18 protein-coding genes are annotated in these 23,739 nt (G+C 73.5%); 7 read left to right on the plus strand and 11 right to left on the minus strand.

The features are described from left to right. Positions 1–44: 44 nt before the first annotated feature. The 3 genes from F8568_RS29400 to hflX all read right to left on the minus strand — a co-directional run bounded on the left by F8568_RS29400 (position 45) and on the right by hflX (position 4,119). Positions 45–890, minus strand: a complete 846-nt coding sequence (locus tag F8568_RS29400; protein WP_151596946.1) for a DegV family protein — start codon at positions 888–890, stop codon at positions 45–47. Between the two features lie 27 nt (positions 891–917). Then, entirely contained in the window at positions 918–2,132 is a 1,215-nt protein-coding gene (gene hutI, locus F8568_RS29405; RefSeq protein ID WP_131755759.1) for an imidazolonepropionase, read from the minus strand. A 541-nt stretch (positions 2,133–2,673) separates the two neighbouring features. Continuing rightward, positions 2,674–4,119 carry a GTPase HflX gene (gene hflX, locus F8568_RS29410; protein WP_407924494.1) on the minus strand — a complete coding sequence of 482 codons (1,446 nt, stop codon included), beginning with the start codon at positions 4,117–4,119 and terminating at the stop codon, positions 2,674–2,676. Between the two features lie 220 nt (positions 4,120–4,339). On the opposite strand from hflX, the gene aceB reads away from it, so the two are divergent. From aceB to F8568_RS29435, 5 genes are all read left to right on the plus strand, one after another. Next, positions 4,340–5,947 (plus strand): malate synthase A, encoded by a 1,608-nt coding sequence (aceB, locus tag F8568_RS29415; RefSeq protein WP_151596947.1) that lies wholly within the window; start codon positions 4,340–4,342, stop codon positions 5,945–5,947. A gap of 217 nt (positions 5,948–6,164) precedes the next feature. Further along, positions 6,165–7,613 carry an FAD-linked oxidase C-terminal domain-containing protein gene (locus tag F8568_RS29420; RefSeq protein WP_151596948.1) on the plus strand — a complete coding sequence of 483 codons (1,449 nt, stop codon included), beginning with the start codon at positions 6,165–6,167 and terminating at the stop codon, positions 7,611–7,613. Beyond that, on the plus strand, positions 7,613–8,818 hold the full coding sequence (locus F8568_RS29425) for an FAD-binding oxidoreductase (RefSeq protein WP_151596949.1): 1,206 nt from the start codon (positions 7,613–7,615) through the stop codon (positions 8,816–8,818). The genes F8568_RS29420 and F8568_RS29425 overlap by 1 nt, the downstream gene beginning before the upstream one ends. Then, positions 8,818–10,104: a (Fe-S)-binding protein gene (locus F8568_RS29430; RefSeq protein ID WP_151596950.1), complete on the plus strand. Its 1,287-nt coding sequence runs from the start codon at positions 8,818–8,820 to the stop codon at positions 10,102–10,104. The genes F8568_RS29425 and F8568_RS29430 overlap by 1 nt, the downstream gene beginning before the upstream one ends. Before the next feature lie 140 nt (positions 10,105–10,244). Continuing rightward, positions 10,245–10,943, plus strand: a complete 699-nt coding sequence (locus F8568_RS29435; RefSeq protein WP_151596951.1) for a hypothetical protein — start codon at positions 10,245–10,247, stop codon at positions 10,941–10,943. Between the two features lie 12 nt (positions 10,944–10,955). Here F8568_RS29435 and F8568_RS29440 read toward each other — a convergent pair whose 3' ends face one another. The 4 genes from F8568_RS29440 to F8568_RS29455 are packed head-to-tail and all read right to left on the minus strand — an operon-like array spanning position 10,956 to position 16,568. Continuing rightward, positions 10,956–12,638 carry an ABC transporter family substrate-binding protein gene (locus tag F8568_RS29440; RefSeq protein WP_328601073.1) on the minus strand — a complete coding sequence of 561 codons (1,683 nt, stop codon included), beginning with the start codon at positions 12,636–12,638 and terminating at the stop codon, positions 10,956–10,958. Continuing rightward, positions 12,635–14,668: a dipeptide ABC transporter ATP-binding protein gene (locus F8568_RS29445; protein WP_151596953.1), complete on the minus strand. Its 2,034-nt coding sequence runs from the start codon at positions 14,666–14,668 to the stop codon at positions 12,635–12,637. Before F8568_RS29445 ends, F8568_RS29440 begins: the two co-directional genes overlap by 4 nt. Then, a complete protein-coding gene (locus F8568_RS29450; protein WP_328601075.1) occupies positions 14,665–15,570 on the minus strand; it encodes an ABC transporter permease in 906 nt (301 codons plus the stop codon). The genes F8568_RS29445 and F8568_RS29450 overlap by 4 nt, the downstream gene beginning before the upstream one ends. Beyond that, positions 15,567–16,568: an ABC transporter permease gene (locus tag F8568_RS29455; protein ID WP_151596954.1), complete on the minus strand. Its 1,002-nt coding sequence runs from the start codon at positions 16,566–16,568 to the stop codon at positions 15,567–15,569. The genes F8568_RS29450 and F8568_RS29455 overlap by 4 nt, the downstream gene beginning before the upstream one ends. Positions 16,569–16,871: 303 nt before the next feature. Between F8568_RS29455 and F8568_RS29460 the strand changes: the two genes are divergently transcribed. Further along, the gene (locus F8568_RS29460) at positions 16,872–18,836 is read left to right on the plus strand and encodes a sensor histidine kinase (RefSeq protein WP_151596955.1); all 1,965 of its coding nucleotides are present in this window, start codon (positions 16,872–16,874) and stop codon (positions 18,834–18,836) included. 287 nt (positions 18,837–19,123) lie between these two features. Here the strand turns inward: F8568_RS29460 and dapF are convergent, their stop codons facing one another. Continuing rightward, positions 19,124–19,960, minus strand: a complete 837-nt coding sequence (dapF, locus tag F8568_RS29465) for a diaminopimelate epimerase (RefSeq protein ID WP_151596956.1) — start codon at positions 19,958–19,960, stop codon at positions 19,124–19,126. Positions 19,961–19,990: 30 nt separating this feature from the next. Beyond that, positions 19,991–20,881 (minus strand): tRNA (adenosine(37)-N6)-dimethylallyltransferase MiaA, encoded by an 891-nt coding sequence (miaA, locus tag F8568_RS29470; protein ID WP_151597014.1) that lies wholly within the window; start codon positions 20,879–20,881, stop codon positions 19,991–19,993. 120 nt (positions 20,882–21,001) lie between these two features. Here miaA and F8568_RS29475 point away from each other — a divergent pair, with 120 nt between their 5' ends. Continuing rightward, a complete protein-coding gene (locus F8568_RS29475) occupies positions 21,002–21,232 on the plus strand; it encodes an antitoxin (RefSeq protein WP_151596957.1) in 231 nt (76 codons plus the stop codon). Here the strand turns inward: F8568_RS29475 and F8568_RS29480 are convergent. After that, positions 21,229–21,984 (minus strand): class III extradiol ring-cleavage dioxygenase family protein, encoded by a 756-nt coding sequence (locus F8568_RS29480; RefSeq protein WP_151596958.1) that lies wholly within the window; start codon positions 21,982–21,984, stop codon positions 21,229–21,231. The two genes, F8568_RS29475 and F8568_RS29480, sit on opposite strands and share 4 nt — an antisense overlap. A gap of 7 nt (positions 21,985–21,991) precedes the next feature. Then, positions 21,992–23,539 carry a tRNA (N6-isopentenyl adenosine(37)-C2)-methylthiotransferase MiaB gene (gene miaB, locus F8568_RS29485; protein ID WP_151596959.1) on the minus strand — a complete coding sequence of 516 codons (1,548 nt, stop codon included), beginning with the start codon at positions 23,537–23,539 and terminating at the stop codon, positions 21,992–21,994. Positions 23,540–23,739: the final 200 nt, after the last annotated feature.

The raw sequence follows: 23,739 nt of genomic DNA on the forward strand, positions 1-23,739 counted from the left end.
ATGTGGATAACTCTCGCCGCACCCCAGGTGACCGGCGACGATGCTCAGAGGTGCGGAGCGATCACCACGCCGAGCATCCCGGGGCCGACGTGGGCGCCGATGACGGGGCCGACCTCGCCGACGTAGACGTCCTCGACGTGGGGGATGCGGTCGCGCAGCCGGGCGGCGAGGGCGTCGGCGCGGGCCGCGGCGGCGAGGTGCTGGACGCCGAGGTCGACGCGGCGGGAGCCGGCCTGCTCGACGGCGATCTCCTCCAGCCGCGCCAGGGCCCTCGCGGACGTGCGGACCTTCTCCAGCGGGACGATCCGGCCGCCGGCGATGTCCAGGAGGGGCTTGACCATGAGGGCGGAGCCGAGCAGCGCCCCGGCTGCGCCGATCCGGCCGCCGCGCCGCAGGTGCTCCAGGGTGTCGACGTACAGCAGGGATCGCGACGTCTCCGCACGGCGTGCCGCGGCGCGCGCGGCGGCCTCGGCGCCTCCGCCGGCCAGCGCGACGGCGGCCGCGGAGAGGGCCGCGAGCCCGAGGCCCATGCCGATGGTGCCGCTGTCGACGACGTGGACGGGCACGGGCGCGTCCGCGGCGGCGAGGCGGGCGGCCGCGAGCGTCCCGGACATGGCGGCGGACAGGTGCACGGACACCACCGCGTCGGCACCCGCCTCAGCGGCGCTCTCGTAGGCCTGGGCGAACCGTCCGGGCGAGGGGCGGGACGTTCTGACGGGCCGCCGGTCCCGGAGCGCCCGGACCGCTTCGTCGCCGCTGATGTCGCCTTCGTCGCGCATGGCGCCGCCCAGGGAGATCTGCATGGGGACGACGGTCAGCCCGTGCCGTTCGGCGAGCCCCGGCGGGAGGTAGGCGGTGGAATCCGTGACGACCGCGACGGAGCTGCCCATGAACGGGACATTACCCCCGGATGTCGGTCAGGGCTGGACGGGGACGCCGCCGCGCCACACGCGCAGCGCGCGCAGGCCGAACGCCCACGCGAACGCGCCTTCGTGGTCGGCGTCCCACAGCACGATGTCGGCGAGCATGCCGGGGGCCAGGGAGCCGCGGTCGCCGACGCGCAGGGCGGCGGCCCCGCCGAGGGTGGCGGCGCGCAGCGCCTCGGTGACGCTCAGCCCGAACATCGCCACGGACAGGCCGATGACCAGCGGCATCGAGGTGATGCCGCACTGGCCGGGGTTGTGGTCGGTGCCGAGCGCGACGGTGACGCCGCGGTCGATCATCTGCCGGACGGGCGCCGGGGCGCGGCTGCTGTTGAGGGCGCTGCCGGGGCAGACGGTGGCGGTGACGCCGGCGTGCGCGAGGGCCTTGATGTCGTCGTCGTTGGCCTGGGTGAGCAGGTCGGCGGACGCGCAGCCGACCTCGGCGGCGACCTGCGCGGCGCCGATGCGCTCGTTGGCGCAGGCGTGCATGCGGGCCTTCAGCCCGGCGCGCTTGCCGGTGAGCAGCAGGGCGCGGGCCTCTTCGGCGGTGAAGTGGCCCTCGTCGCAGTAGACGTCGATCGAGTCGGCGCCGGCGACGGCGGCGTCGCCGGCCCACAGGCGGACGGCCTCGATGTAGTCGCGGCGGCGGCCGAAGAACTCCGGCGGGAGGATGTGGGCGGCGAGGAACGTGGCGTGGATGCGGGGCATGGACGGCTCGCCCTCGAGCGAGCGCAGCATCCGGATGTCGGCGAGCTCCCCGTCGCGGGTGAGGTGGTAGCCGGTCTTGGCCTCGACGGTGGTGGTGCCTGCGAGGATCCACTGGCGCAGCCGCTCGCGGACGCCGTTGCACAGCGTCCAGGGGTCGGTGCCGCGGGTCACGGTGACGGTGGAGTTGACGCCGCCGCCCGCCGCCGCGATCGCCGAGTGCGACGAGCCGCTGGTGCGCATCGCGAGCTCGGCCCAGCGGTTGCCCGCGTAGACGGGGTGGGAGTGGGCGTCGATGAGGCCGGGGGTGACCAGGCCGCCGCCGAGGTTCTCGACGTGGTCGACGTCGACGATGTCGTCGATGATGCCGGGGACGCTCTGCGGGAGGTCCGAGGCGGGGCCGGCCCACACGATGCGGTCGTCGTGGATCAGCACGGCGGCGTTGCTGCAGACGTCGGTGCCCGTCCAGAGCCTGCCGATGTTCGTCAACAGCCGTACCGTCATAGGGTCACCGACCTGCTTCGGACGACGCGCCGCACGGCGCGGTACCGGACGCTGTGTGAGAGGGGAGCAGGAAGTGATGGAGCGGGCCGCCTGCGCGCCGTCCGGTGTTCGCACCTGCCATGGATGGGGCCACCTGCTCTCGATCCGAAACGCCGACTGGGTGCCGGCGATTCACCGTTGGAGGGTCGGGTGATCGGGCGACCACCACTGGCAACGAGACCGGAGATATCGGTTTCGTCACGGTAGTGCACTACGGGTCCGCCCGACAAGCTCTGGGCGGCGCGGGTCGGCCGACGCGACGGGGCCTGCCCGCTCGTCCGCGCGCCGCTTGTCGTGCGTTCCGGAACCATCGACAGCCATCACCAGCCCCCTAGCCCTTCGACCGTACGGATTTCAACCGAACCGTCAAGCCGATTGGGGAAGCTGTCACCGTTCGGCGACCAGGTTCCGGCCGGCCCCGGTATCCGGACGGGCTCGGACCGCCCTTTTCGGACGGCCCGAGCCCGGAAGAACGGTAACGCGGTCCGGCGGACCGGAACGGTCAGACGATCTGCGCCGCGACCTCGTACCGGGACAGCTCGCCCGCGACGTCCTCGGGAACGCGCGCGTGCAGCAGCGTGCCCTCGGCGACGTGCTCCTGCTTGAGCACCTCGCCGCGGTCGTGCACCCGCGCGACCAGGTCGCCGCGCTCGTAGGGGACCAGCGCGCGCAGCTCGGCCTCCAGGCCCGGCAGGTCGGCCTCGACGGCCTCCCGCAGTTCCTCGATGCCGAACCCGGTGCGGGCGGAGACGACGACGCTGTGCGGCTCGCGCCGCTGGAGGCGGGCGATCGCGAGGTCGTCGGCGGCGTCCGCCTTGTTGATCACGACGATCTCCGGGATCGCGTCGGCGCCGATCTCGCGCAGCACCTCGCGGACGGCGTCGATCTGCGCCTCGGGGTCGGCGTCGGAGCCGTCCACGACGTGCAGGATCAGCCCGGCGTCGGTGACCTCCTCCAGCGTCGAGCGGAACGCCTCGACGAGCTGGTGCGGCAGGTGCCGGACGAACCCGACGGTGTCGGCGAGGGTGTAGGCGCGGCCGCCCGGCGTCTCGGCGCGCCGGACGGTGGGGTCGAGGGTGGCGAACAGCGCGTTCTCCACCAGCACCCCGGCGCCGGTGAGCCGGTTGAGCAGGGACGACTTGCCGGCGTTGGTGTAGCCGGCGATGGCGACGGCGGGCACCTCGTTGCGGCGGCGCTCGCCGCGCTTGGTGTCGCGGGACTTGGACATCTCGGCGATCTGCCGGCGCAGCTTGGCCATCCGGGTGCGGATCCGCCGCCGGTCCAGCTCGATCTTGGTCTCGCCGGGGCCGCGGCCGCCGATCCCGACGCCGCCCGCGGCGCGCCCGCCGACCTGCCGGGACAGGTTGCCGCCCCAGCCGCGCAGGCGCGGCAGCAGGTAGTCGAGCTGCGCGAGCTCGACCTGCGCCTTGCCCTCGCGGCTCTTGGCGTGCTGGGCGAAGATGTCGAGGATCAGCGCGGTCCGGTCGATGACCTTGACCTGGACTGTCTCCTCCAGGTGCCGCAGCTGGCTCGGGGCCAGCTCGCCGTCGCAGATGACGGTGTCGGCGCCGGTGGAGATGACGACGTCGCGCAGCTCGGCGGCCTTGCCCGAGCCGATGTAGGTGGCCGGGTCGGGCCGGGAGCGGCGCTGGACGAGGCCCTCGAGAACCTCGGAGCCCGCCGTCTCGGCGAGCAGCGCCAGCTCGCGCAGGGAGTTCTCGGCGTCGGCCGCGGTGCCCTCGGTCCACACGCCGACGAGGACGACCCGCTCCAGGCGCAGGGCGCGGTACTCGACCTCGGTGACATCGGTGAGCTCGGTGGACAGTCCCGCGACGCGGCGCAGTGCCCGCCGGTCCTCCAGGTCGAGCTCGCCGGTCATGGGCTCGGCGTCGAACTCGTCGTAGGTCCGGTCTTCGTGGGTCTGGTCTGCAGAGAAAGGAAGAGTCATATGTCCTCGGTAGAACGCCGCGGCGCGGCCGTGTCTTCCCCGAAATCGTCTCACGGGCGTCCCGGCGGGTCACGTGGTTATCGAGTGCGTACCCGCCATGCGTGCGGGGAGGTCAACGGCACAGCGGAAGGGTGCCCCCGCTTTGACCGGGCTCTGAACCGCCGAGTAGCGTTACTCCATAAGACAGAAGTGGAATTTCATCAGACGAAAGGGCGAGCAGATGGCCGAACTGGACGGTGTCGAGGTCGCTGGGCCTCTCGGGGAGCGGTACGAGGAGATCCTGACGCCCGAGGCGCTCGGCCTGCTCGCCGCGCTCCAGCGTGAGCTGGGCGGACGCCGCAAGGAGCTGCTGGCGGCCCGCGCGGAGCGCCAGCGCGCGCTGTCCGAGGGCGGGACGCTGGACTTCCTGCCCGAGACCGCGTCCGTCCGCGCGGACGCGACCTGGCGGGTCGCCGACCCTGCGCCCGGCCTGGAGGACCGCCGCGTCGAGATCACCGGCCCGACGGACCGGAAGATGACCATCAACGCGCTGAACTCGGGCGCGAAGGTGTGGCTGGCCGACTTCGAGGACGCCAACACCCCGCTGTGGAACAACATGATCGAGGGGCAGCTGAACCTGCGCGACGCCCTCGACCGCACCATCGACTTCACCGACGCCACGTCCGGCAAGTCCTACGCGCTCAAGGACGACGCCGAGCTGGCCACCATCGTCGTGCGCCCCCGCGGCTGGCACATGGACGAGAAGCACCTCCTCGTCGACGGCGAGCCGATGTCGGGGTCGCTGTTCGACTTCGGGCTGTACCTCTTCCACAGCGCGCGCCGGCAGCTGGACAAGGGCAAGGGCCCCTACTTCTACCTGCCGAAGATGGAGAGCCACCTGGAGGCGCGGCTCTGGAACGACGCCTTCAACCTCGCCCAGGACGCCCTGGGGATCCCGCGCGGCACCATCCGCGCGACCGTGCTGATCGAGACGATCCCGGCCGCGTTCGAGATGGAGGAGATCCTCTACGAACTGCGCGACCACTCCGCCGGCCTGAACGCCGGCCGCTGGGACTACCTGTTCTCGGTGATCAAGAAGTTCCGCGACCGCGGCGCCGACTTCGTGCTGCCCGAGCGCAACGCGATCACCATGACGGCGCCGTTCATGCGCGCCTACACCGAGCTGCTCGTCCGCACCTGCCACAAGCGCGGCGCGCACGCGATCGGCGGCATGGCCGCGTTCATCCCGTCCCGCAAGGACGAGGAGGTCAACAAGGTCGCGCTGGAGAAGGTCCGGGCCGACAAGACCCGCGAGTCCGGCGACGGGTTCGACGGCTCCTGGGTCGCCCACCCCGACCTCGTCCCGGTCTGCCGGGAGGTCTTCGACGGCGTGCTCGGCGACAAGCCCAACCAGCGCGACCGGCTCCGCGAGGACGTCGACGTCTCGGCCGCCGACCTGCTCAACATCAAGGCCACCCCCGGCGAGATCACCGAGGCCGGCGTCCGCAACAACATCGACGTCGCGCTGCGCTACCTGGCGACCTGGCTCAACGGCTCCGGCGCCGTCGCCATCCACAACCTCATGGAGGACGCCGCCACCGCGGAGATCTCCCGCTCGCAGGTCTGGCAGTGGATCTACAACGGCGTCTCCACCGCCGAGGGCAAGGAGATCACCAAGGAGTGGGTCGAGCGGCTCCTCGACGAGGAGCTGGCCAAGATCCGCGCCGAGCTGGGCGAGGCGTACAACGAGCCGCGCTACGACCAGGCCGTGACCCTCTTCAAGGAGGTCACGCTCGCCGACGAGTACTCCGAGTTCCTCACCACCCCCGCCTACCAGCAGTTCCCGTAACTCCCAGGGGGCGACCCCCTCGAACCCCCGTCACGGTCGGCAGGCCGTTTCCCGCTCCGCTCGAGCTCCGCGCGAAACAGCCTGCCGACCGCCGGGCGGGCCCGCTGCGCTCGCTGCACTCGCTCCGCGTGCCCGCCCGTTGTAGCGCAGGGGGACGAGTTCCGGGGATTCCTGGGGATCTTGCCGTGCGCGGGGGGCCGGGAGGATGGTGGAGGGGATGGAACCGCTACTGAAGGCGCTGGGCCTGCGCCTGGACGCGCTGCTCGGGACCGACCGGGTGATCACCGACCCGGTGCGGCTGCGCACGTACGAGTGCGACGGCCTCACCAACCACCGGTCGACGCCCGGGATCGTCGTGCTCCCCGACACCGCCGAGGAGATCGCGGCGATCGTGCGCGTGTGCGCGCGGGCGGGCGTCCCCTACGTGGCGCGCGGGTCCGGGACGGGCCTGTCCGGCGGGGCGCTCCCCCGCGCGGACGGCGTGCTGATCGTCACGTCCCGGATGCGCCGGATCCTGGAGATCGACATCCCGGGGCAGCGGGCCGTGGTCGAGCCCGGCGTGATCAACCTGGACGTGACCCGGGCGGTGCGCCCGTACGGGTACTACTTCGCGCCCGATCCGTCCAGCCAGCAGATCTGCTCGGTCGGCGGGAACGTGGCGGAGAACTCCGGCGGCGCGCACTGCCTGAAGTACGGCTTCACCGCCCATCACGTGCTGGCGTGCGAGGTCGTGACGCCGGACGGGGAGCTGGTGGAGCTGGCGGCGGACGGCCCCGGCTACGACCTGCTCGGCGTGTTCGTCGGAGCGGAGGGCACGCTCGGCATCGCCACGAAGATCACGGTGCGGCTGACGCGGGTGCCGGAGACCGTGCAGACGCTGCTCGCGGCGTTCGGGTCGATCGAGGCGGGCGGGACCGCGGTGTCGGCGATCATCGGCGCGGGGATGGTGCCGGCGGCGATCGAGATGATGGACGCGCTGTCCATCGAGGCCGCGGAGGCGGCGGTGCGCTGCGAGTACCCGCCGGGCGCCGGCGCGGTGCTGATCGTGGAGCTGGACGGCCCGGACGCGGAGGTCGCCGCGCAGTTCGCCGAGGTGGAGCGGCTGTGCCGGGACGCGGGCGCGTTCGAGATCCGGATCGCGGCGGACGACGCGGAGCGCGCGCTGATCTGGAAGGGGCGCAAGTCGGCGTTCGCGGCGGTCGGCCGGATCAGCCCCGCCTACATCGTGCAGGACGGTGTGATCCCCCGCACCGCGCTGCCGCGGGTGCTGGCGCGGATCGACGCGCTGTCGGCGGAGTCGGGCGTGCGGGTCGCGAACGTGTTCCACGCCGGGGACGGCAACCTGCATCCGCTGGTGCTGTTCGACGACGCCGAGCCGGGCGCCGCGGAGCGCGCCGAGGTGGTGTCGGGCGCGATCCTCGACCTGTGCATCGAGCACGGCGGGTCCATTACCGGCGAGCACGGCGTGGGCGTGGACAAGTCCCGCTACATGCCGCGGATGTTCAGCGACACCGATCTGGACACGATGCAGATGGTCCGCTGCGGGTTCGATCCGGCGGGGCTGTGCAACCCGGGGAAGGTCTTCCCCACGCCGCGGCTGTGCGGCGAGGTCCCGGGCGTGCGGAAGGGCCCGCACCCGTTCGAGGGAAAGGCGGACGTCTTCTGATGCGGCCGTTGGAGGCGCTGGCGAAGGTCTGCGTTGACGTCCGCGCGGGCGAGCCCGAGGAGGGCGTGCTGGGCGTGCAGCCCGCGCTGGTGGCGGCCCCCGCGTCCGTCGCGGAGGCCGCGGAGGTGATGCGCGCCGCCGCCGAGCAGGGCCTGTCCGTGGTCCCTCGCGGCGCCGAGACGCGGCTGGACTGGGGGACGCCTCCGCGGCGGTGCGACCTGCTGGTGGACACCCACCGCCTGGACGGGCTGGTCGAGCACGCCTCCGGCGACCTCGTCGCCACGGCGGAGGCGGGGCTTTCGCTGGAGGCGCTCGCGGAGAGGCTGGCGGAGAAGGGGCAGCGGCTGTCGCTGGACGTCCCGCTGCCCGGATCCACGGTCGGCGGGACGATCGCCACCGGGGCCGCCGGCCCGCTCCGGACGCTGTTCGGGACGCCGCGCAACCTCGTCATCGGCCTCACGGTCGTGCGGGCGGACGGGAAGGTCGCGCGGTCCGGCGGGAAGGTCGTCAAGAACGTCGCGGGGTACGACCTGGGGCGGCTGTTCTCCGGTTCGTACGGGACGCTCGGGCTCATCGTGGAGGCGACGTTCCGGCTGCACCCGGTGCCGGCCGCGGCGGCGTGGGTCACGCGCCGGGTCGGCGGCCCGGAGGAGGCGCACGAGGCCGTCCAGGCCGTCCTGCACTCTCCGGCGGCGCCGAGCGCTCTCGAGTACATCCATCCCGGGACGGTCGCGGCGCTGCTGGAGGGCGTTCCGGACGGTGTCGCCGCGCGCGCTGGGCGGCTCGTCGACCTTCTAGGAGGCGATGCCCGGATCACGGAGGACGCGCCGGACGGCTGGGGCCTGTACCCGGACGGCACCACCCTCATCGACGCGTCCGCACCACCGCCGTCCCTCCGCGAACTCATCGGCCTTGTCGACGGCCTACAGCACGACGTGGCGATGACATGGAGCGGCGTCGGACACGGGCAGATCGGTCTCCCTTCGGGCATGACGTCCGAGGAGGTGGGCGGGGCGCTCGGCGCACTGCGCGACGTCCTAGGACGCCACAAGGGCGGTGCCGTCGTCCGCTACGCGCCGCAGGAAGTGCGCAGTGAGATCGACATGTGGGGGCCGGTGCCGTCCCTCGCGCTGATGCGCCGGGTGAAGGACCAGTTCGATCCCGATCATCGGCTGTCCCCCGGCCGCTTCGTGGGAGGAATCTGATGAGCGCGCAGGACGACCTCCCGGAGCTGCTCGGCGACTGCGTGCACTGCGGGTTCTGCCTGCCGACGTGCCCCACGTACGTGCTGTGGGGCGAGGAGATGGACTCGCCGCGCGGCCGCATCCACCTCATGCAGCAGCACATCGAGGGCGCGCCGCTCAACGCGCCGATGGTGCAGCACTTCGACCAGTGCCTGGGGTGCATGGCGTGCGTGACGGCCTGCCCGTCGGGCGTGCAGTACGACCGGCTCATCGAGACGACGCGGGCCGAAGTGGAGCGCGAGCATCCCCGTTCGCTGAAGGAGCGGGCCGTACGCGGGGCGATCTTCCGCCTGTTCCCGTACAGGCGTCGTCTGCGCGCGCTCCGCGGCCCGCTGCGCGCCTACCAGAAGTCGGGTCTGGACCGGCTGGTGCGGCGCAGCGGCGTCCTGGAACGCGTCTCTCCGTCCGTCGCGGCGATGGAACGTCTCGCGCCGCCCCTGGGCAAGGCGCCGCGCCTGCCCGAGTTCGTCGCCGCGCGCGGTGAGCGCCGCGCGACGGTCGGGATGCTGACGGGCTGCGTCCAAGGCGAGTTCTTCCCCGGCGTCAATGCGGCCACCGCGCGCGTCCTGGCGCTGGAGGGCTGCGACGTGGTCATCCCGAAGCACCAGGGCTGCTGCGGGGCGCTGTCACTGCACTCGGGACGCGAGGACGAGGCCCGGGCCTTCGCGCGCCGGACGGTCGAGACCTTCGAGTCCGCCGACGTCATCGTGGTGAACTCGGCGGGCTGCGGGTCGGCGATGAAGGAGTACCGGGCGCTGCTCGCCGACGACCCGTCCTGGGCAGCGCGGGCCGAGGCGCTCTCCGCCAGGACCAGGGACCTCGCCGAGTTCCTCGTGGAGCTCGGGCCCCGCGCGGAACGGCGGCCACTTCCGGTCACCCTCGCCTACCACGACGCGTGCCACCTGTCCCATGCGCAGGGGGTCCGCGCCCAGCCGCGGGCCCTGCTGGGCGGCATCCCGGAGCTGACCGTCGTGGAGATAGCCGAACCGGACCTCTGCTGCGGCTCCGCGGGCACCTACAACCTGCTGCAACCGGAGGCGGCCTCCGCGTTGGGCGACCGCAAGGCGGTGAACGTGGACGCCACCGGAGCCGAACTACTCGTCGCCGCCAACCCCGGCTGCTCCATGCAGATCGCCACCGCGCTGCAACGCCGCGGCGCGCACATCGCGGTCGCGCACACCGCGCAGGTGCTCGACGCCTCCCTGCGCGGGCTCGGCCGCGACGCCCTTGTCGGACGCACTTCGTAAGGCCCTGACCAGGTGGTACGCCGCTTCCCCGGCCGGAGAAGCCCCGCCGCCGCGGTTCCGGCCGTCCTGTATCGTGACTGGCCCCTGCAGGCAGGACGCGCTAACTGGGCAGAAAACGGGCCCGAGGGAGCACGAGAAACGTGTCGAACAGCCACCACTCACACCGCCGAAGGAAGAGCGGCGCGGGCCGGCTCGGCCTCGCCGGCGCCCTCACGGGCGTCGTGGGCATCGCCGCCGTCGCCGCCGGGATCGTGTACCTGCGGCCGGACGGCGACGCCGGCACCGGCCGGCCGTCGCTCGCCAGCCAGGGCGAGACCGGGTCGCAGAACGCCGCACCGCTGCCGAAGACCGGGCCGCCCGTCAACTTCACCACCCCCGAGGGTTACGGCTACAGCCTCGCCGCGGTGAAGGCCGGGACGAACCGGCAGCCGCTCGGCGCGACCGCTGCGCCGCCGTCCGGCACGACGTACGCCTACGCCGACTACGTCCTCACCAACAGCCAGCGCAGGCCCGTCCTGCTGGACTTCCCGGCGGACCTGTTCATGCCGAAGTCGCAGGTCCCGGCGGACGCGCAGGCCCGCTGCATGCCGCAGCCGGGCATCCCCGACGACCTGTGCACCCTGCCCAACCACAGCAAGATCACCGCCCGCCTCGGCGGGTCGAAGGCGCCGGTCGACGACGACGGCGACCAGATGATGCCCGCGGGCGCCTCCTACCTGGTGCGGATCGCGACCGACCTGCCGGTCGAGGAGGCGCTGTCCGCCGACGACCTGAAGATGTACGTGTGGAACGCCCGCTACACCAGCGACCGCAAGGGCGTCGAGATCGCCTTCCCGTAACCGGGTGCGGGGTCAGCCAGGGCTCGTGAAGCCGATGTCCTGGTAGCCGGGCTCGTAGAAGCCGCGGGCACCCATGTTGGCGAGGTCGGCGCGCACCGCGACGAGTTGGGGACGCTGGTACAGCGGCAGGACGGTGGCCTCCTGCCAGACGAGCCGGTCCACCTCGTTCACAAGGACGTGAATCCGTTCGGGATCGACCTCCGCGATCGCGCGGTCCATGGCCGCGTCGATGGCGGCCGTTCCCGTGCGCGAATAGTTCTGCTGGACGCGGTCGCCGCGCGGCCGCGCGAAGACCGCCTTCATGGGCGACACCGGGAACGACGTGCCCAGCCAGGAGAACGGGACGATGTCGAAGTTCCCAGGGGTGACGTAGTGGTCGAACACGTCGTCGGCGGGGACGGCGTCGATGTCCACCCGGACGCCTATGCGCCGCAGTAGCGCGCGCGTGAGCTCGCCCTCCTGCTCGCTGATCGGGACGCCGGAGGGGATGACGAACCGCAGCGCGAGCGTCCGGCCGCCCTTCGCTCGGTACCGGCCGTGCCGGGTCCAGCCGGCCTGGTCCAGGAGCCGCCCCGCGGCCGCCGGGTCGTAGCCTCCCAGTTCCCCGGAGTCGTCCTGGTAGCCGTCCTGGGTGTTGACGTAGAAGTGGTTGCCGAGCGTCTGGATCGGCACGCCGAGGCCGGACAGGTCGGAGCGCGCGATGGCGCGGCGGTCGATGCCGAGCATGACTGCGCGCCGGACCCGCGGGTCGGACAGGATGGGCCCGGCGGCGTTGAACGTGAAATGCCGCCAGTCGGGGCCGCCCGCCCTGCGCACGACGGCCCCGGGGACGGCCTGGGCGCGGCGCAGGGCGCCCGCGTCCATGCCGACGTCCATCAGGTCGATCTCGTTGGCGGCGAACGCGCCGGGCATCGCGCTGGTGTCCATGGCCCGGTAGACGATCCTGTCCAGCTTGGCGGGCGGGCCCCACCAGCCGGGATCGCGGACCATCGTGACGGTCTCGGCCGTCTGGTCGATCCTTTCGAGCCGGAACGGGCCCGCGGTGACCGGCATGCGGTCGATCCAGCCGGTGTTGAACGCGGCGGGCGTCGAGTAGGCCACCGCCGGGTAGAGCGGGCTGAACAGGCTCCGCCAGTCCGCGTACGTTCCCGCGAAGGTCACCTTGACGGTGTGAGGGTCCGCGCCCTGCTCGACACGCTCAATCTGCTTGTAGCCGGTGACGGTGGAGACCTCGTAGCGGGGGTCGCGGCCGGACAGCGCGCGCGCCTGCGCCGCGAAGTCGCGATAGCTCAGAGGCCTGCCGTCGGACCAGTGCGCTTCGGGGTTGAGCCGGTAGGTGACGACTTGGTCGCGGCCGTTGCGGTGCGGTTCCGCCGAGCGGAGGTACTCGGGCACGGGGTGCGGGACGGCCTTCTCGTCGGCGCGCATGAGGTGGGGCAGCGCGCCCTGGATCACCTGCTCGACCGACCCCTTCGTCCCGTTGACGTCGTTGAAGTTCCACTGCGACGGGAACTCGGGGAGGGGCCAGCGGAGCGTGCCGCCGCTACGGACGTGGTCGCGCGGGGTCGGGTTGACGTCCGACGCGGGCAGCCGGCCGGCCGCGCGGGTCGTCGCCTCCCCGGAGCCCGGGCCCCCGCACCCGCCGGCGGCGGCGGTCGCGGCGGCGAGCAGAAGGGCGCCCAGCGGGCGTTTCACGTACCTGATCCGGCTTCGACGAGGGGGTGATGGCAGGCGGCCCATTGATCGCTTTCTCGGTCGGTGCTCATGGGACGGGGCATGGGGTCGTGCTCTTCGCATCGGCGGGCGTCCACCGCCCCCAGCGCCGTGTACCGGGGGCAGCGCGAGCGGAAGCGGCAGCCCGAGGGCGGGGCCGTGGGATCGGGCGGGTCTCCTCGCAGCGGGACGCGCCGTCTGCGGCGCTCCAGACGCGGATCCGGCAGCGGCACCGCGTCCAGCAGCGCGCGCGTGTACGGATGGGCGGGACGGCCATACACCTCGTCCACGGAACCGATCTCCACGATCCGCCCCATGTACATGACGGCGACACGGTCGGCGATGCGGTGCACGACCGCCAGATCGTGCGCGACGAACAGGTACGCGATGCCGAGCCGGGCGCGCAGCCCTTCGAGCAGGTCCATGACGCCCGCCTGCACCGACACGTCCAGCGCCGCGACGGGCTCGTCCAGCAGCAGGAGCCGCGGCTCCAGCGCGAGAGCCCGTGCGATGCCGACGCGCTGCCGCTGCCCGCCCGACAGGCCGTGCGGATACCGCCCGGCATGGACCGGTTCCAGCCCCACCAGGTCGAGCAGCTCCCGCACGCGCCCGCGCGGCGCCCGCAGGCCGTGCGCCGCGAACGGCTCGGCGATGATGTCGGCGACGCGCATCCGGGGGTCGAGGGACGCGAACGGGTCCTGGAAGACCACCTGGACGTCGCGCCGCAGCGCCTTGCGGCGCCTCCGGCGCAGCGCGGCGGTGTCCTGGCCGAGGACGGCGACGCGGCCGCGCTGCGGGCGCGCCAGCCGCAGGATCTCCATCAGCGCCGTCGTCTTGCCGCAGCCCGACTCGCCCACGAGCGCGAGCGTCTCGGCCTCCCGGACGTCGAACCCGATGCCGTCCACGGCGTGCACGGTGCCCGCGCGCCGCCTGAGCAGCGTCCCCCGGTACAGCGGGTGGTGCCTGACCAGCCCGTCCACCTCGAGGACGACGGGACGCTCGCGCCGGGGCGCGAGCGCGGGCTGCGGCATGGGGTCGGGCAGCGGGAACACCGCGTCGGGATCGGCGGTCGCCTCGGTGTTGACGCACGCGGCCGTGTGCCCGGCCGGTCCGACCAGCACCGGCTCGGGATCGGCGCCGGCGCACGCGTCCACCGCGACGGGGCAGCGCGGCCGGAACGCGCACCCGCCGGCCGGGGGCGGCGCCGCGTCGACCGGCGCCGGACGGGCCGTCCCGGCCGCGTCCATCCTCGGCAGCGACTGCAGCAGCCCGATCGTGTACGGCATCCGCGGGCGCCGGTAGACCTCCTCCACCGGTCCCGACTCGACCGCCCGGCCCGCGTACATCACCATGATCCGGTCGGCGAACCCGGCGACGACCCCGAGGTCGTGGGTGATCAGCACGATCGCGGCGCCGGTGGCCTCCTTCGCGGCCTTCAGCACGTCCAGGACCTGCGCCTGCACGGTCACGTCCAGCGCCGCCGTCGGCTCGTCCGCGACGATCGCGACCGGGTCGTTGGCGATCGCCATCGCGATCATCACGCGCTGCCGCATCCCGCCGGAGAACTCGTGCGGGTGGGCGCGGGCCCGCCGCGCCGCGCCGGGGATGCCGACGAGGTCGAGCAGCTCCACGGCCCGGGCGCGGGCCGCCGCCCGCGTGGCGCCCGAGTGCACGCGGACGGCCTCGGCGATCTGGTCGCCGACCGGATGGACGGGGGTCAGCGCGGACAGCGGGTCCTGGAACACCATCGCCAGGTCCCTGCCGCGGACGCGGGACAGCTCGGCGTCGGACCGTCCCACCAGCTCCTCGCCGCGCAGCCGGACCGAGCCCGTGACGCGCGCGTGCGGCGGCGGCAGCCCCACCATCGCCAGCGCCAGCGCCGTCTTGCCCGCCCCCGACTCGCCGACGACGCCGAGGACCTCCCCCGCGCCGACGTCGAAGCCCACCCCGCACACGGCCGGCACGCCCTGCGCGTACCGGACCGTCAGGTTTCGCACCGCGAGGACCGTCACCGGTCACCCCGCCCCTGGCCGGCCGCCGGGTCCAGGACGTCGCGCAGCCCGTCGCCGAGCAGGTTCACCGCGAGGACGATCAGCACGAGCATCGCCGCGGCCGCCGCGAACGGCCAGGGGCAGGTGGCCGCGGCGCCCTGCCCCGCGGCGACCAGCGTGCCGAGCGAGACGTCCGGCGGCCGCACGCCGAACCCGAGGTAGGACAGCCCGCTCTCGGCGATCACCGCGACGCTGACGTTCACGCTCGCGTCCACGACCAGCAGCGACGCCAGCTGCGGCAGCACGTGCCGGACGATCACCCGGGCCGGGCTCGCGCCGAGGAACCGGGCGGCGAGCACGTACTCGCGCTCGCGCAGCGAGACCGTCGTCCCGCGCACCGCGCGCGCACTGACCATCCACAGCAGCGCCGCGAGCAGCGGCACCAGCCCCCCGCCGCCGAGCTGCGGTGCCAGCACGGCGACGAGCAGGAACGACGGCAGGACGAGCAGCAGGTCGGTGGCCCACATCAGGACCCGGTCGAGCCGCCCGCCGGCGAACCCGGCGACGGTGCCGACCAGCCCCGCCAGCCCGGTTGACAGCACGGCCACCGACAGGCCGATGAGCAGCGACCGCCGGGTCCCGCGCAGGGTGAGGGCGAGGACGTCCCGGCCGCTCTGCGTGGTGCCGAGCCAGTGCCGCGCGGACGGCCCCTGCCGGAACGCGGCGAAGTCGGTGTCGTCCCACCCCCAGCGGGACAGCAGCGGCCCGCCGAACGCGACGGCGAACAGCGCCGCGAGCAGGACCAGCCCCGCGACGGCCCGCCTGCTGCGCGCGATGCGGCGCGGCAGCCGGGGCGGGCCGCCGGGGGCCGGCGCGCCGGCCGGGCGCCCCGGCGCGGTGGTGGCGGCGAGTCCGGTGATCACGCGGCGGCCCCGGCGCGGACGCGCGGGTCGAGGACGCCGTGCAGGACGTCCGACGCCAGCCCCGCCGACAGGACCCCGCACGCCGCGAGGCAGCTGATCGCCGCGACCACGTTGACGTCGCCGCGCGAGATCGCCTCGACCAGCCATTCGCCCATGCCGTGCCAGCCGAAGGCCTGCTCGCAGAACATGCCGCCCAGGACCAGGAACCCGAACGAGTACGCGAAGTAGGTCGTCATCGGGATCAGCGCGGTCCGCAATCCGTGCCGGAGCAGGGCCGTGCGGCGCCGCAGCCCTTTCGCCCTCGCCGTCCGCACGAAGTCGGTGTGCAGGACGTCCAGCATCAGGCCGCGTTGGTACCTGCTGTAGAAGGCGGCCTGTGTCATGGCGATGGTGACCGTGGGCAGGAGCAGGTGGCGCATGCGGTCCGCCAGTCCGCCGAGCGCGCCGAACGTCCCGTGCGCCGCCCCTGGCGTGGTCTCCCCTACCCAGGCGAACACGTGCATCCCCATCGCGTCGTTGGCCTTGGCCGCGACGATCTGCAGCAGCACGGCCAGGACGAACACCGGTACGGCCAGCAGCAGGTACGAGCCGAGCGTGATGAAGCGGTCGGCCGCACGTCCCTGCCTAATCGCGGCGTAGGCGCCGAGCAGGATCCCCAGGGCCGACCCCAGGAACGCGCCCGGAGACAGCAGCCGCACGCTCACTCCCAGCCGCCGCCACAGCTCGGCGTTGACGGGCCGCCCGTCCCACGTGCGGCCGAAGTCGCCGTGCAGGACGCCCGCGGCCCAGGTGCCGTACCGCACGGCCAGGGACGTGCGGTCGTTCAGGTTGAGCCGGGTGAGCCGGGCATCGACGACCGACTCGGGCGGGCGGGGAGCGCGGCCCTCGAAGTTGGCGCGCGGGTCGAGCGCGGCGGCGGCGAGCAGGTAGGCCAGGCTCGTGGCCGCGACGGCGAGGACCACGTGGTTCCCGAGCCGCCGCAGCAGGAACGCCGCCATGTCCCTCCTCCCCACTGCGAGCCGATCACAGAATGTTATGGATCGATCACGCGATGCGTGGGAGAAACGCCGACGGTTCCCGTTTCCGTTGCGGGCGCCGCCGAGAAACCGCTCCAGTGCGCCCGAAGCGCCCTGAACTGGGGCATCTGTTCCCTGTGCCGGGTTCCGCGGCTACCATCTCGGCACGCGCGCCGCCACCGTGCGACGCACGCGACCCGCTGTCCTGAGGCGGACGCCGCCACCAGTGCAGCACGGTACGCCGGACGTTTTAACATTCCATTACTTTTGATTCGGGGAGCCGCCATGGACACCGCCGGGCACGGCCGCGGGCACGCGGCACGGGCGGCGGTCCCGCTCGCCCTGGCTGCGGTCCTGGCCGTCGCCGCGACGCTGCTGCTCGGCACCCGCCTGCCCGCCGGCACGCGGCTGGTCTGGTGGCACCCCGAGATCGTCATCGCGCTGTTCTGGACGCCGGTGGCCGCCGCGCTGCTGCGCCGGCGGCCCGGGCTGCGGGTCGGCCAGCTGATGCTCGGCTCGGGGTTCAGCGCGGCGGTGTACGTCCTGGTCCTCAACCTCGGGCCCTGGTTCACGCTGCACGGCTGGGCCGGGGCCGGGTTTCTGCGCTGGCTCGGCACCTGGCTGTGGGCCGTCGACACCTACGCGCTGACGCTGGTCCTGCCGCTGATCTTCCCGGACGGGCGGGTGGTGACGCGCTGGTTCCGTCCCGGGCTGTGGCTCGCCTGGCTGGTGCCGGTGGTCGTGTGCGTCCACCTGACGATCGACCCGGACGCTCGCCGGTTCCACAACGGCGTGTCGGTGTACCCGTTCGAGAAGATCCCCGTCGCGATCAGCGTCCTGATCCTCGGGACGCTCGCCGGGGGCCTGCTGTCGCTGGTGGTCCGGTTCGTGCGGTCGGCGCCGGACGTGCGCCGGCAGATCGCCTGGGTCGTCTACCCCGGGGTGATCGCGCAGGCCGTGATCTTCGTCGGGGAGAACAGCGCGATCGGCGACCCGCTGCGCGACCTCAGCATCGCGGCCGTGCCGATCTGCATCGGGATCGCGATCCGCCGCTACCGGCTGTACGACATCGACCTCGTGGTCAGCCGGACGCTGGTCTACGCCGGGCTGGTCGTGGTGATCACCGGCGTGTACTTCGCGCTGGTCGGGGCGGCCGGGCTGCTCGCGCACGGCTACGGGACGCTCGCCGGCCTCGCCGGCGCGATCGTCGCCGGCGCGGTGTTCGAGCCGGTCCGGCGGCGGCTCCAGCGCGCCGTGGACGGGCTGATCCACGGCGAGCGCGACCCGTACCGGATCGCGGACCGGCTGAACCGGCGGCTGCAGACCGCCGTCGACCCGGCCGCCGCGCTCGCGGTCGCCGCGGAGGTCGCGCGCTCGGCGCTGCACGCCACCGGCGTCGTGATCGAGGTGCTGGACCGCGAGGGCCGGACGGTCTCGGCGGAGGACGGCGTGCTCGGCGACCGCCCGCAGCTCATCCCGCTGGTGTGGCACGGCGAGCCGGTGGGCCGGCTGCTGTTCGGCGTCGCCCGGCCGCCGGACGCCCGGCTGTCGGGCATCCTCGCCCGCAACCTCGCCGAGCTGGCGAACGCCGCGCGGCTGACCGCGGATGTGGCGCGCTCCCGCGAGCGCATCCTGCGCACCCGGGAGGAGGAGCGCCGGCGGCTCCGCCGCGACCTGCACGACGGCCTCGGCCCGACGCTCGCCAGCCTCGCGATGACGGTGGACGCGGCGCGCATCACCCTGAAGACCGACCCCGAGGCCGCGGACGCGCTGCTGGAGAACCTGCGGACGATGATGGGCCGCACCATCGGCGACATCCGCGAGCTGGTGTACGGGCTGCGCCCGCCCGCGCTGGACGATCTCGGGCTCGCGGGCGCGATCCAGGCGCTCGGCGGCGTCGTCGCGACGGGCGACGGCCCGCGGGTGGACGTCCACGTCGAGGGCGACCTGGAGCGGCTCCCCGCCGCCGCCGAGGTCGCCGCGTACCGGATCGTCCAGGAGGCCCTGACGAACGTGCACCGGCACGCCAAGGCCGACTCGGCGGTGGTGCGGCTGTACTTGAACGGCGATCTGCACGTGACCGTCGGCGACGACGGCGTGGGGCTGCCGCCGCGGATGCGTTCGGGGATCGGGATGTCGTCGATGCGCGAGCGCGCGGCGGAACTCGGCGGATCCTGCACGGTGGGGCCGGGTCCCAAGGGCGGGACGCTGGTCCGCGCCCGGCTGCCGGTCAACGGTGCCCGCGGCTGAGTCCCCTCGCCGATACGGGAGTCTCTCCGCCGGCCGCCCGGTGCCCCTCCGGGTGGGAGGGCCGGTGACCGCCCCCCGCCAAGAAGGTCGCCACCGGCCCTCGGGCTCCGTACGGCGCCGGGGCTCCCATCCCGGTCCGTACGGGCCATTCACCAGAGGGTGTGCAAGAAAGAAAGTACGCGGTGGGCGGTCCCGTTGCGGAGGGACACTTGTCCCGATCGATCCGGGACCGCGGCGGAAGCACCGTCTGCCCTGGTCAGGCCCGAGATCGTCAGATCCGGCCCCGGTCAGATCCAGCCGGGCCGGGTCTCCCCCTCGGCGACCAGGACGGCCGGGCCCCGCAGGTGGCTGGTGCGGCCGTCCAGGACGACGGTCAGCCGCCCGCCGGGGACGTCCACGGTCCACTCACCGGGGCCGGCCGCGCCGGCGGCGGCCACCGCGGCGGCCACGGTCCCGGTGCCGCAGGAGCGGGTCTCGCCGGAGCCGCGCTCGAACACGCGCATCTCCAGGTGCCGGTCCGCGAGGAGCCGGTAGAACTCGACGTTCACGCCCTCCGGGAAGACCGCGGGGTCGAAGTCGGGGGCGCGGGTCAGGTCCAGCGCGGCGACGGGCCGGTCGATGCGGCAGGCGAGGTGCGGGTTCCCCATGGACACGCGCTCGCCGCGGAAGACGGCGCCCGCGAGGGACGCCTCCCCGGGGCCGAGCGCCACGGGCGCGCCCATGTCGACGCTCACGTCCCCGGACGCCCCGAGCGTGACCCGCTTGAGGCCGGCCCGGGTGGCGATGTCCCATTCGCCCGGCGCGGCGAGGCCCGCGTCGACGAGGTAGCGGGCGAACACGCGGGTGCCGTTGCCGCACATCTCGGCGACGCTGCCGTCGGCGTTGCGGTAGTCCATGAACCACTCCGCGCCGTCGAGCCCCTGCGCGCCGCCGACGTCACCGGCGTCACCGGCGTCGAGGTCCATCGCCTTGGTCCGGACGACCCGCAGCACGCCGTCGGCCCCGATGCCGGCGCGCCGGTCGCACAGCCGCGCCACCGCCTCCGGCGTGAGATCCAGCGCGCCGTCCGGGTCGGGCAGGATCACGAAGTCGTTCTCGGTGCCGTGCCCCTTAACAAACCGCATCCTTCGATCGTATGGCCTCGGCCGGACGGCTCATCCGACCAGGCCGAGGGCCCGCTCCAGCAGGTCCGGGGCGTCGTGAGGGAGCCAGTGGACGCGGGGGTCGCGGCGGAACCACGACTCCTGCCGGCGCGCGAAGCGCCGCGTCGCCCGGACGGTCTCCTCAACGGCCCGCTCCTCCGTCCACTCCCCCGCGAGGAACCGGAGGACCTGCGCGTAGCCGAGGGCGCGCCCGGCGGTCAGGCCGTCGCGCAGCCCCCGCTTCTCCAGGGCGCGGACCTCCTCCACCAGCCCCGCGTCCCACATCCGCCGCACGCGCACCGCGATCCGCTCGTCCAGCCTCTCGCGCGGGACGCTCAGCCCGACCTGGACGACCGAGCCGTAGCGGTAGACGTGCTCGGGCAGGGTGGCGGTGAACGGGCGGCCGGAGATCTCGATGACCTCTAGCGCGCGGACGATCCGGCGGCCGTTGCTCGGCAGGATCGCCTCGGCCGCCGCCGGGTCCCGATCGCGGAGGCGGGCGTGCAGGGCGGCGCTCCCGTCCCGCTCCAGCTCGGCTTCGAGGCGCGCCCTGACCGCCGGGTCGGTCCCGGGGAACTCCAGCCGGTCCAGCGCCGCCCGCACGTAGAGGCCGGATCCGCCGACCAGGACGGGGACGCGCCCGCGCGCGCGGATCCCGGCGATCGCGCCGGCGCTGAGCCGCTGGTACTCGGCGACGCTCGCCGTCTCGGTGACGTCCCAGACGTCCAGCAGATGGTGCGGGACCCCGCGCATCTCGGCCCGCGTCAGCTTGGCCGTGCCGATGTCCATGCCGCGGTAGAGCTGCATCGAGTCGGCGTTGACCGCCTCCCCGCCGAGGCGCAGCGCCAGTTCCACGGCGAGGTCGGACTTGCCCGCGGCCGTCGCCCCCACGACCGCGATCACATCTGGAGAGCTCACGCCTGCAATTGTGGCAACAGATTGGGTATGGCCCTGCTTGTACGGGCTCCGCGCGACGCTCGCGTCCGCGGGGAGCCGCCGAGCCGAGGGATCCGGGGGAACACGATGTCCTTCGTCGACAAGGTCAAGGAAATGCTGGGCCAGCACTCGGACCAGGCCAAGAAGGGCGTGGACAAGGCCGGGGACAAGTTCGACCAGAAGACGGGCGGCAAGTACGCCGACAAGGTCGACAAGGTCCAGGAGAAGGGGAACGACTACATCGACCGCAACGCCGAGGGCGGTACCGGCGGCGAGCCCGGTACCGGTGGCGAGCCCGGCCCGAACGAGCCCCGCTAAGTCGTCCTGAGGCCCTCCGAGGACCAGCTCGCAACGTAGTAGCCGACTCCGTAGGGCGCCTCGTCCGCCAGCAGAGCGGCCGCCGGCGCGGCCGTGGCGGGCGGTGCGCCTTCGTCGGCGTCCGCGGCGAGGGCGGCGCCTGCGAGCACCTGCCACGCCGCGCGCCCGGCGGCCTGGAGTTCCGCGGAAAGAGCGGGATCCAGCGCGGCCAGGGCCGCGGCGTCGGCCTTGCCCAGAGCGCGCGCTACGCCCTCGTCATATCCGTGTGCGCGCTCGTCGAGGTATCCGGGCGCCTTCTCGGTCCGGCACGCGGCCCCATCGCCCATCACCAGCAGCGCGACGCGCGCCGCCGAGCCGGCCAGTTCGGCGCCCAGGCGCAGGCAGGCGTCGCGGTCCGCGTCGAACGCGATGGACTGGTAGCGCGCCTCCGAGGCGAGACCGTGCCGGTCGAGAAGCCAGTACCCGATGGTCAGCGACAGCGGCAGCGCCTCGCCGCCGTACCCGTCCGCCGGGTCGACCGGGCTCGTCCAGTCCAGCCCGTACGGGCGGAGCGTCGCGTAAGCGCCGGCGCCGTAGGCGCGCGTCTCCGCGGCCCCGCCCACAACGACCAGCGCGTCCGCGCCGTGCGCGGCGAGCCGGGCGACGGCCTCGTCACAGGCCGCGCGCAGGCCGTCCAGCTCCGGGGCGGCGCCCGCCGCGACGGCGGGCACGAGGATGGGCGGATGCGGGCACACCGCCGCCGAGATCAGCACCGGACGATCAGGCCCTGGCCGGGGCGGGGCCGGCGCAGCCCGGCGCGGCTGCCTGGCTCTGCGCGGGACGGCCGATGGTCGGCATGCCCAGCGAGACGCCCTTCGGGCCCTCGCCTTGGTGCGCCTCCCACGCGTCGCCCGCCCGCGTACGGCGGACGTTCTGGACCGGCTTGTCGGCCACCAGGTGGTGGGGCGCCGCATAGGTGACCTCTACGGTGACCATGTCGCCGGGACGGACGGGCTCGTCCGGCGCCTGGAAGTGGACCAGGCGGTTGTCGGGCGCGCGGCCCGACAGGCGGCGGGTCTCCTCGTCCTTGCGCCCCTCGCCCTCGGCCACGAGGACCTCCAGGGTGCGGCCGAGCTGCTTCTTGTTCTCCGCCCAGGAGATCTCCTCCTGCAGCGCGATGAGCCGCTCGTACCGCTCCTGCACGACCTCCTTGGGCAGCTGGCCGTCCATGGTGGCGGCGGGCGTCCCCGGCCGCTTGGAGTACTGGAACGTGAACGCCGAGGAGAACCGCGCCTCGCGCACCACGTGCAGCGTCTGCTCGAAGTCCGCCTCGGTCTCGCCCGGGAAGCCCACGATGATGTCGGTGGTGATGGCGGCGTCCGGGATGGCGGCGCGCACCTTCTCGATGATGCCGAGGTAGCGCTCCTGCCGGTACGACCGACGCATCGCCCGCAGCACCGCGTCCGATCCGGACTGCAGCGGCATGTGGAGCGACGGCATCACGTTCGGTGTCTCGGCCATCGCCGCGATCACGTCGTCGGTGAAGTCCTTGGGGTGCGGCGAGGTGAACCGGACGCGCTCCAGTCCGTCCACGCTCCCGCACGCGCGCAGCAGGCCCGCGAAGGCGGACTGGCCGCCCTCCGTCATGGCGCGCACCTCGTCCGGCGCCGCCGACAGGGCCCCGAAGCCCGAGCCGTAGGCGTTGACGTTCTGCCCCAGCAGCGTGACCTCCAGGACGCCCTCGCCCACCAGCGCCTCGACCTCGGCGAGGATCTCCCCGGGCCGGCGGTCCCGCTCCTTGCCGCGCAGCGACGGGACGATGCAGAACGTGCAGGTGTTGTTGCACCCGACGGAGATCGACACCCACGCCGCGTACGGGGACTCGCGGCGCGTCGGCAGCGTCGAGGGGAACGTCACCAGCGACTCTTCGATCTCGACCTGCGCCTCGCTCCGCACCCGGGAGCGCTCCAGCAGGGCCGGCAGCGACCCGATGTTGTGGGTCCCGAACACCACGTCCACCCAGGGGGCGCGCTCGACGATCGTGTCGCGGTCCTTCTGCGCCAGGCAGCCGCCGACGGCGATCTGCATCCCCGGATGGCCGTCCTTGACGGGCCGCAGATGGCCGAGGTTGCCGTAGAGCCGGTTGTCGGCGTTCTCCCGCACCGCGCAGGTGTTGAACACCACGACGTCGGGCTCCGCCTCGCCCGCGCGCACGTAGCCGGCCGCCTCCAGCAGCCCGGACAACCGCTCGGAGTCGTGGACGTTCATCTGGCACCCGTAGGTACGGATCTCGTACGTGCGGGGGCTCGTCTCCAAAGGCGCACTCATGACAGTCCCCAAGCGTACGCGCCGGAGGGCCCGCGCCGGGCACGGACGATCACGCCGCGGTGCCCGACCCGCCCCCCGAGCTGCATCTTGTGATCGGATCGGTACCGCTGTGGAACCAACGCGTACAACGGCATGACGTAGAGTCCGGCCGCATGACGGACAGCGAAGGCGGGCCCGACCTCACCAAGGGCGAAGGGCCG

The organism is Actinomadura physcomitrii, from assembly GCF_008923205.2.
Taxonomy (GTDB): domain Bacteria; phylum Actinomycetota; class Actinomycetes; order Streptosporangiales; family Streptosporangiaceae; genus Spirillospora; species Spirillospora physcomitrii.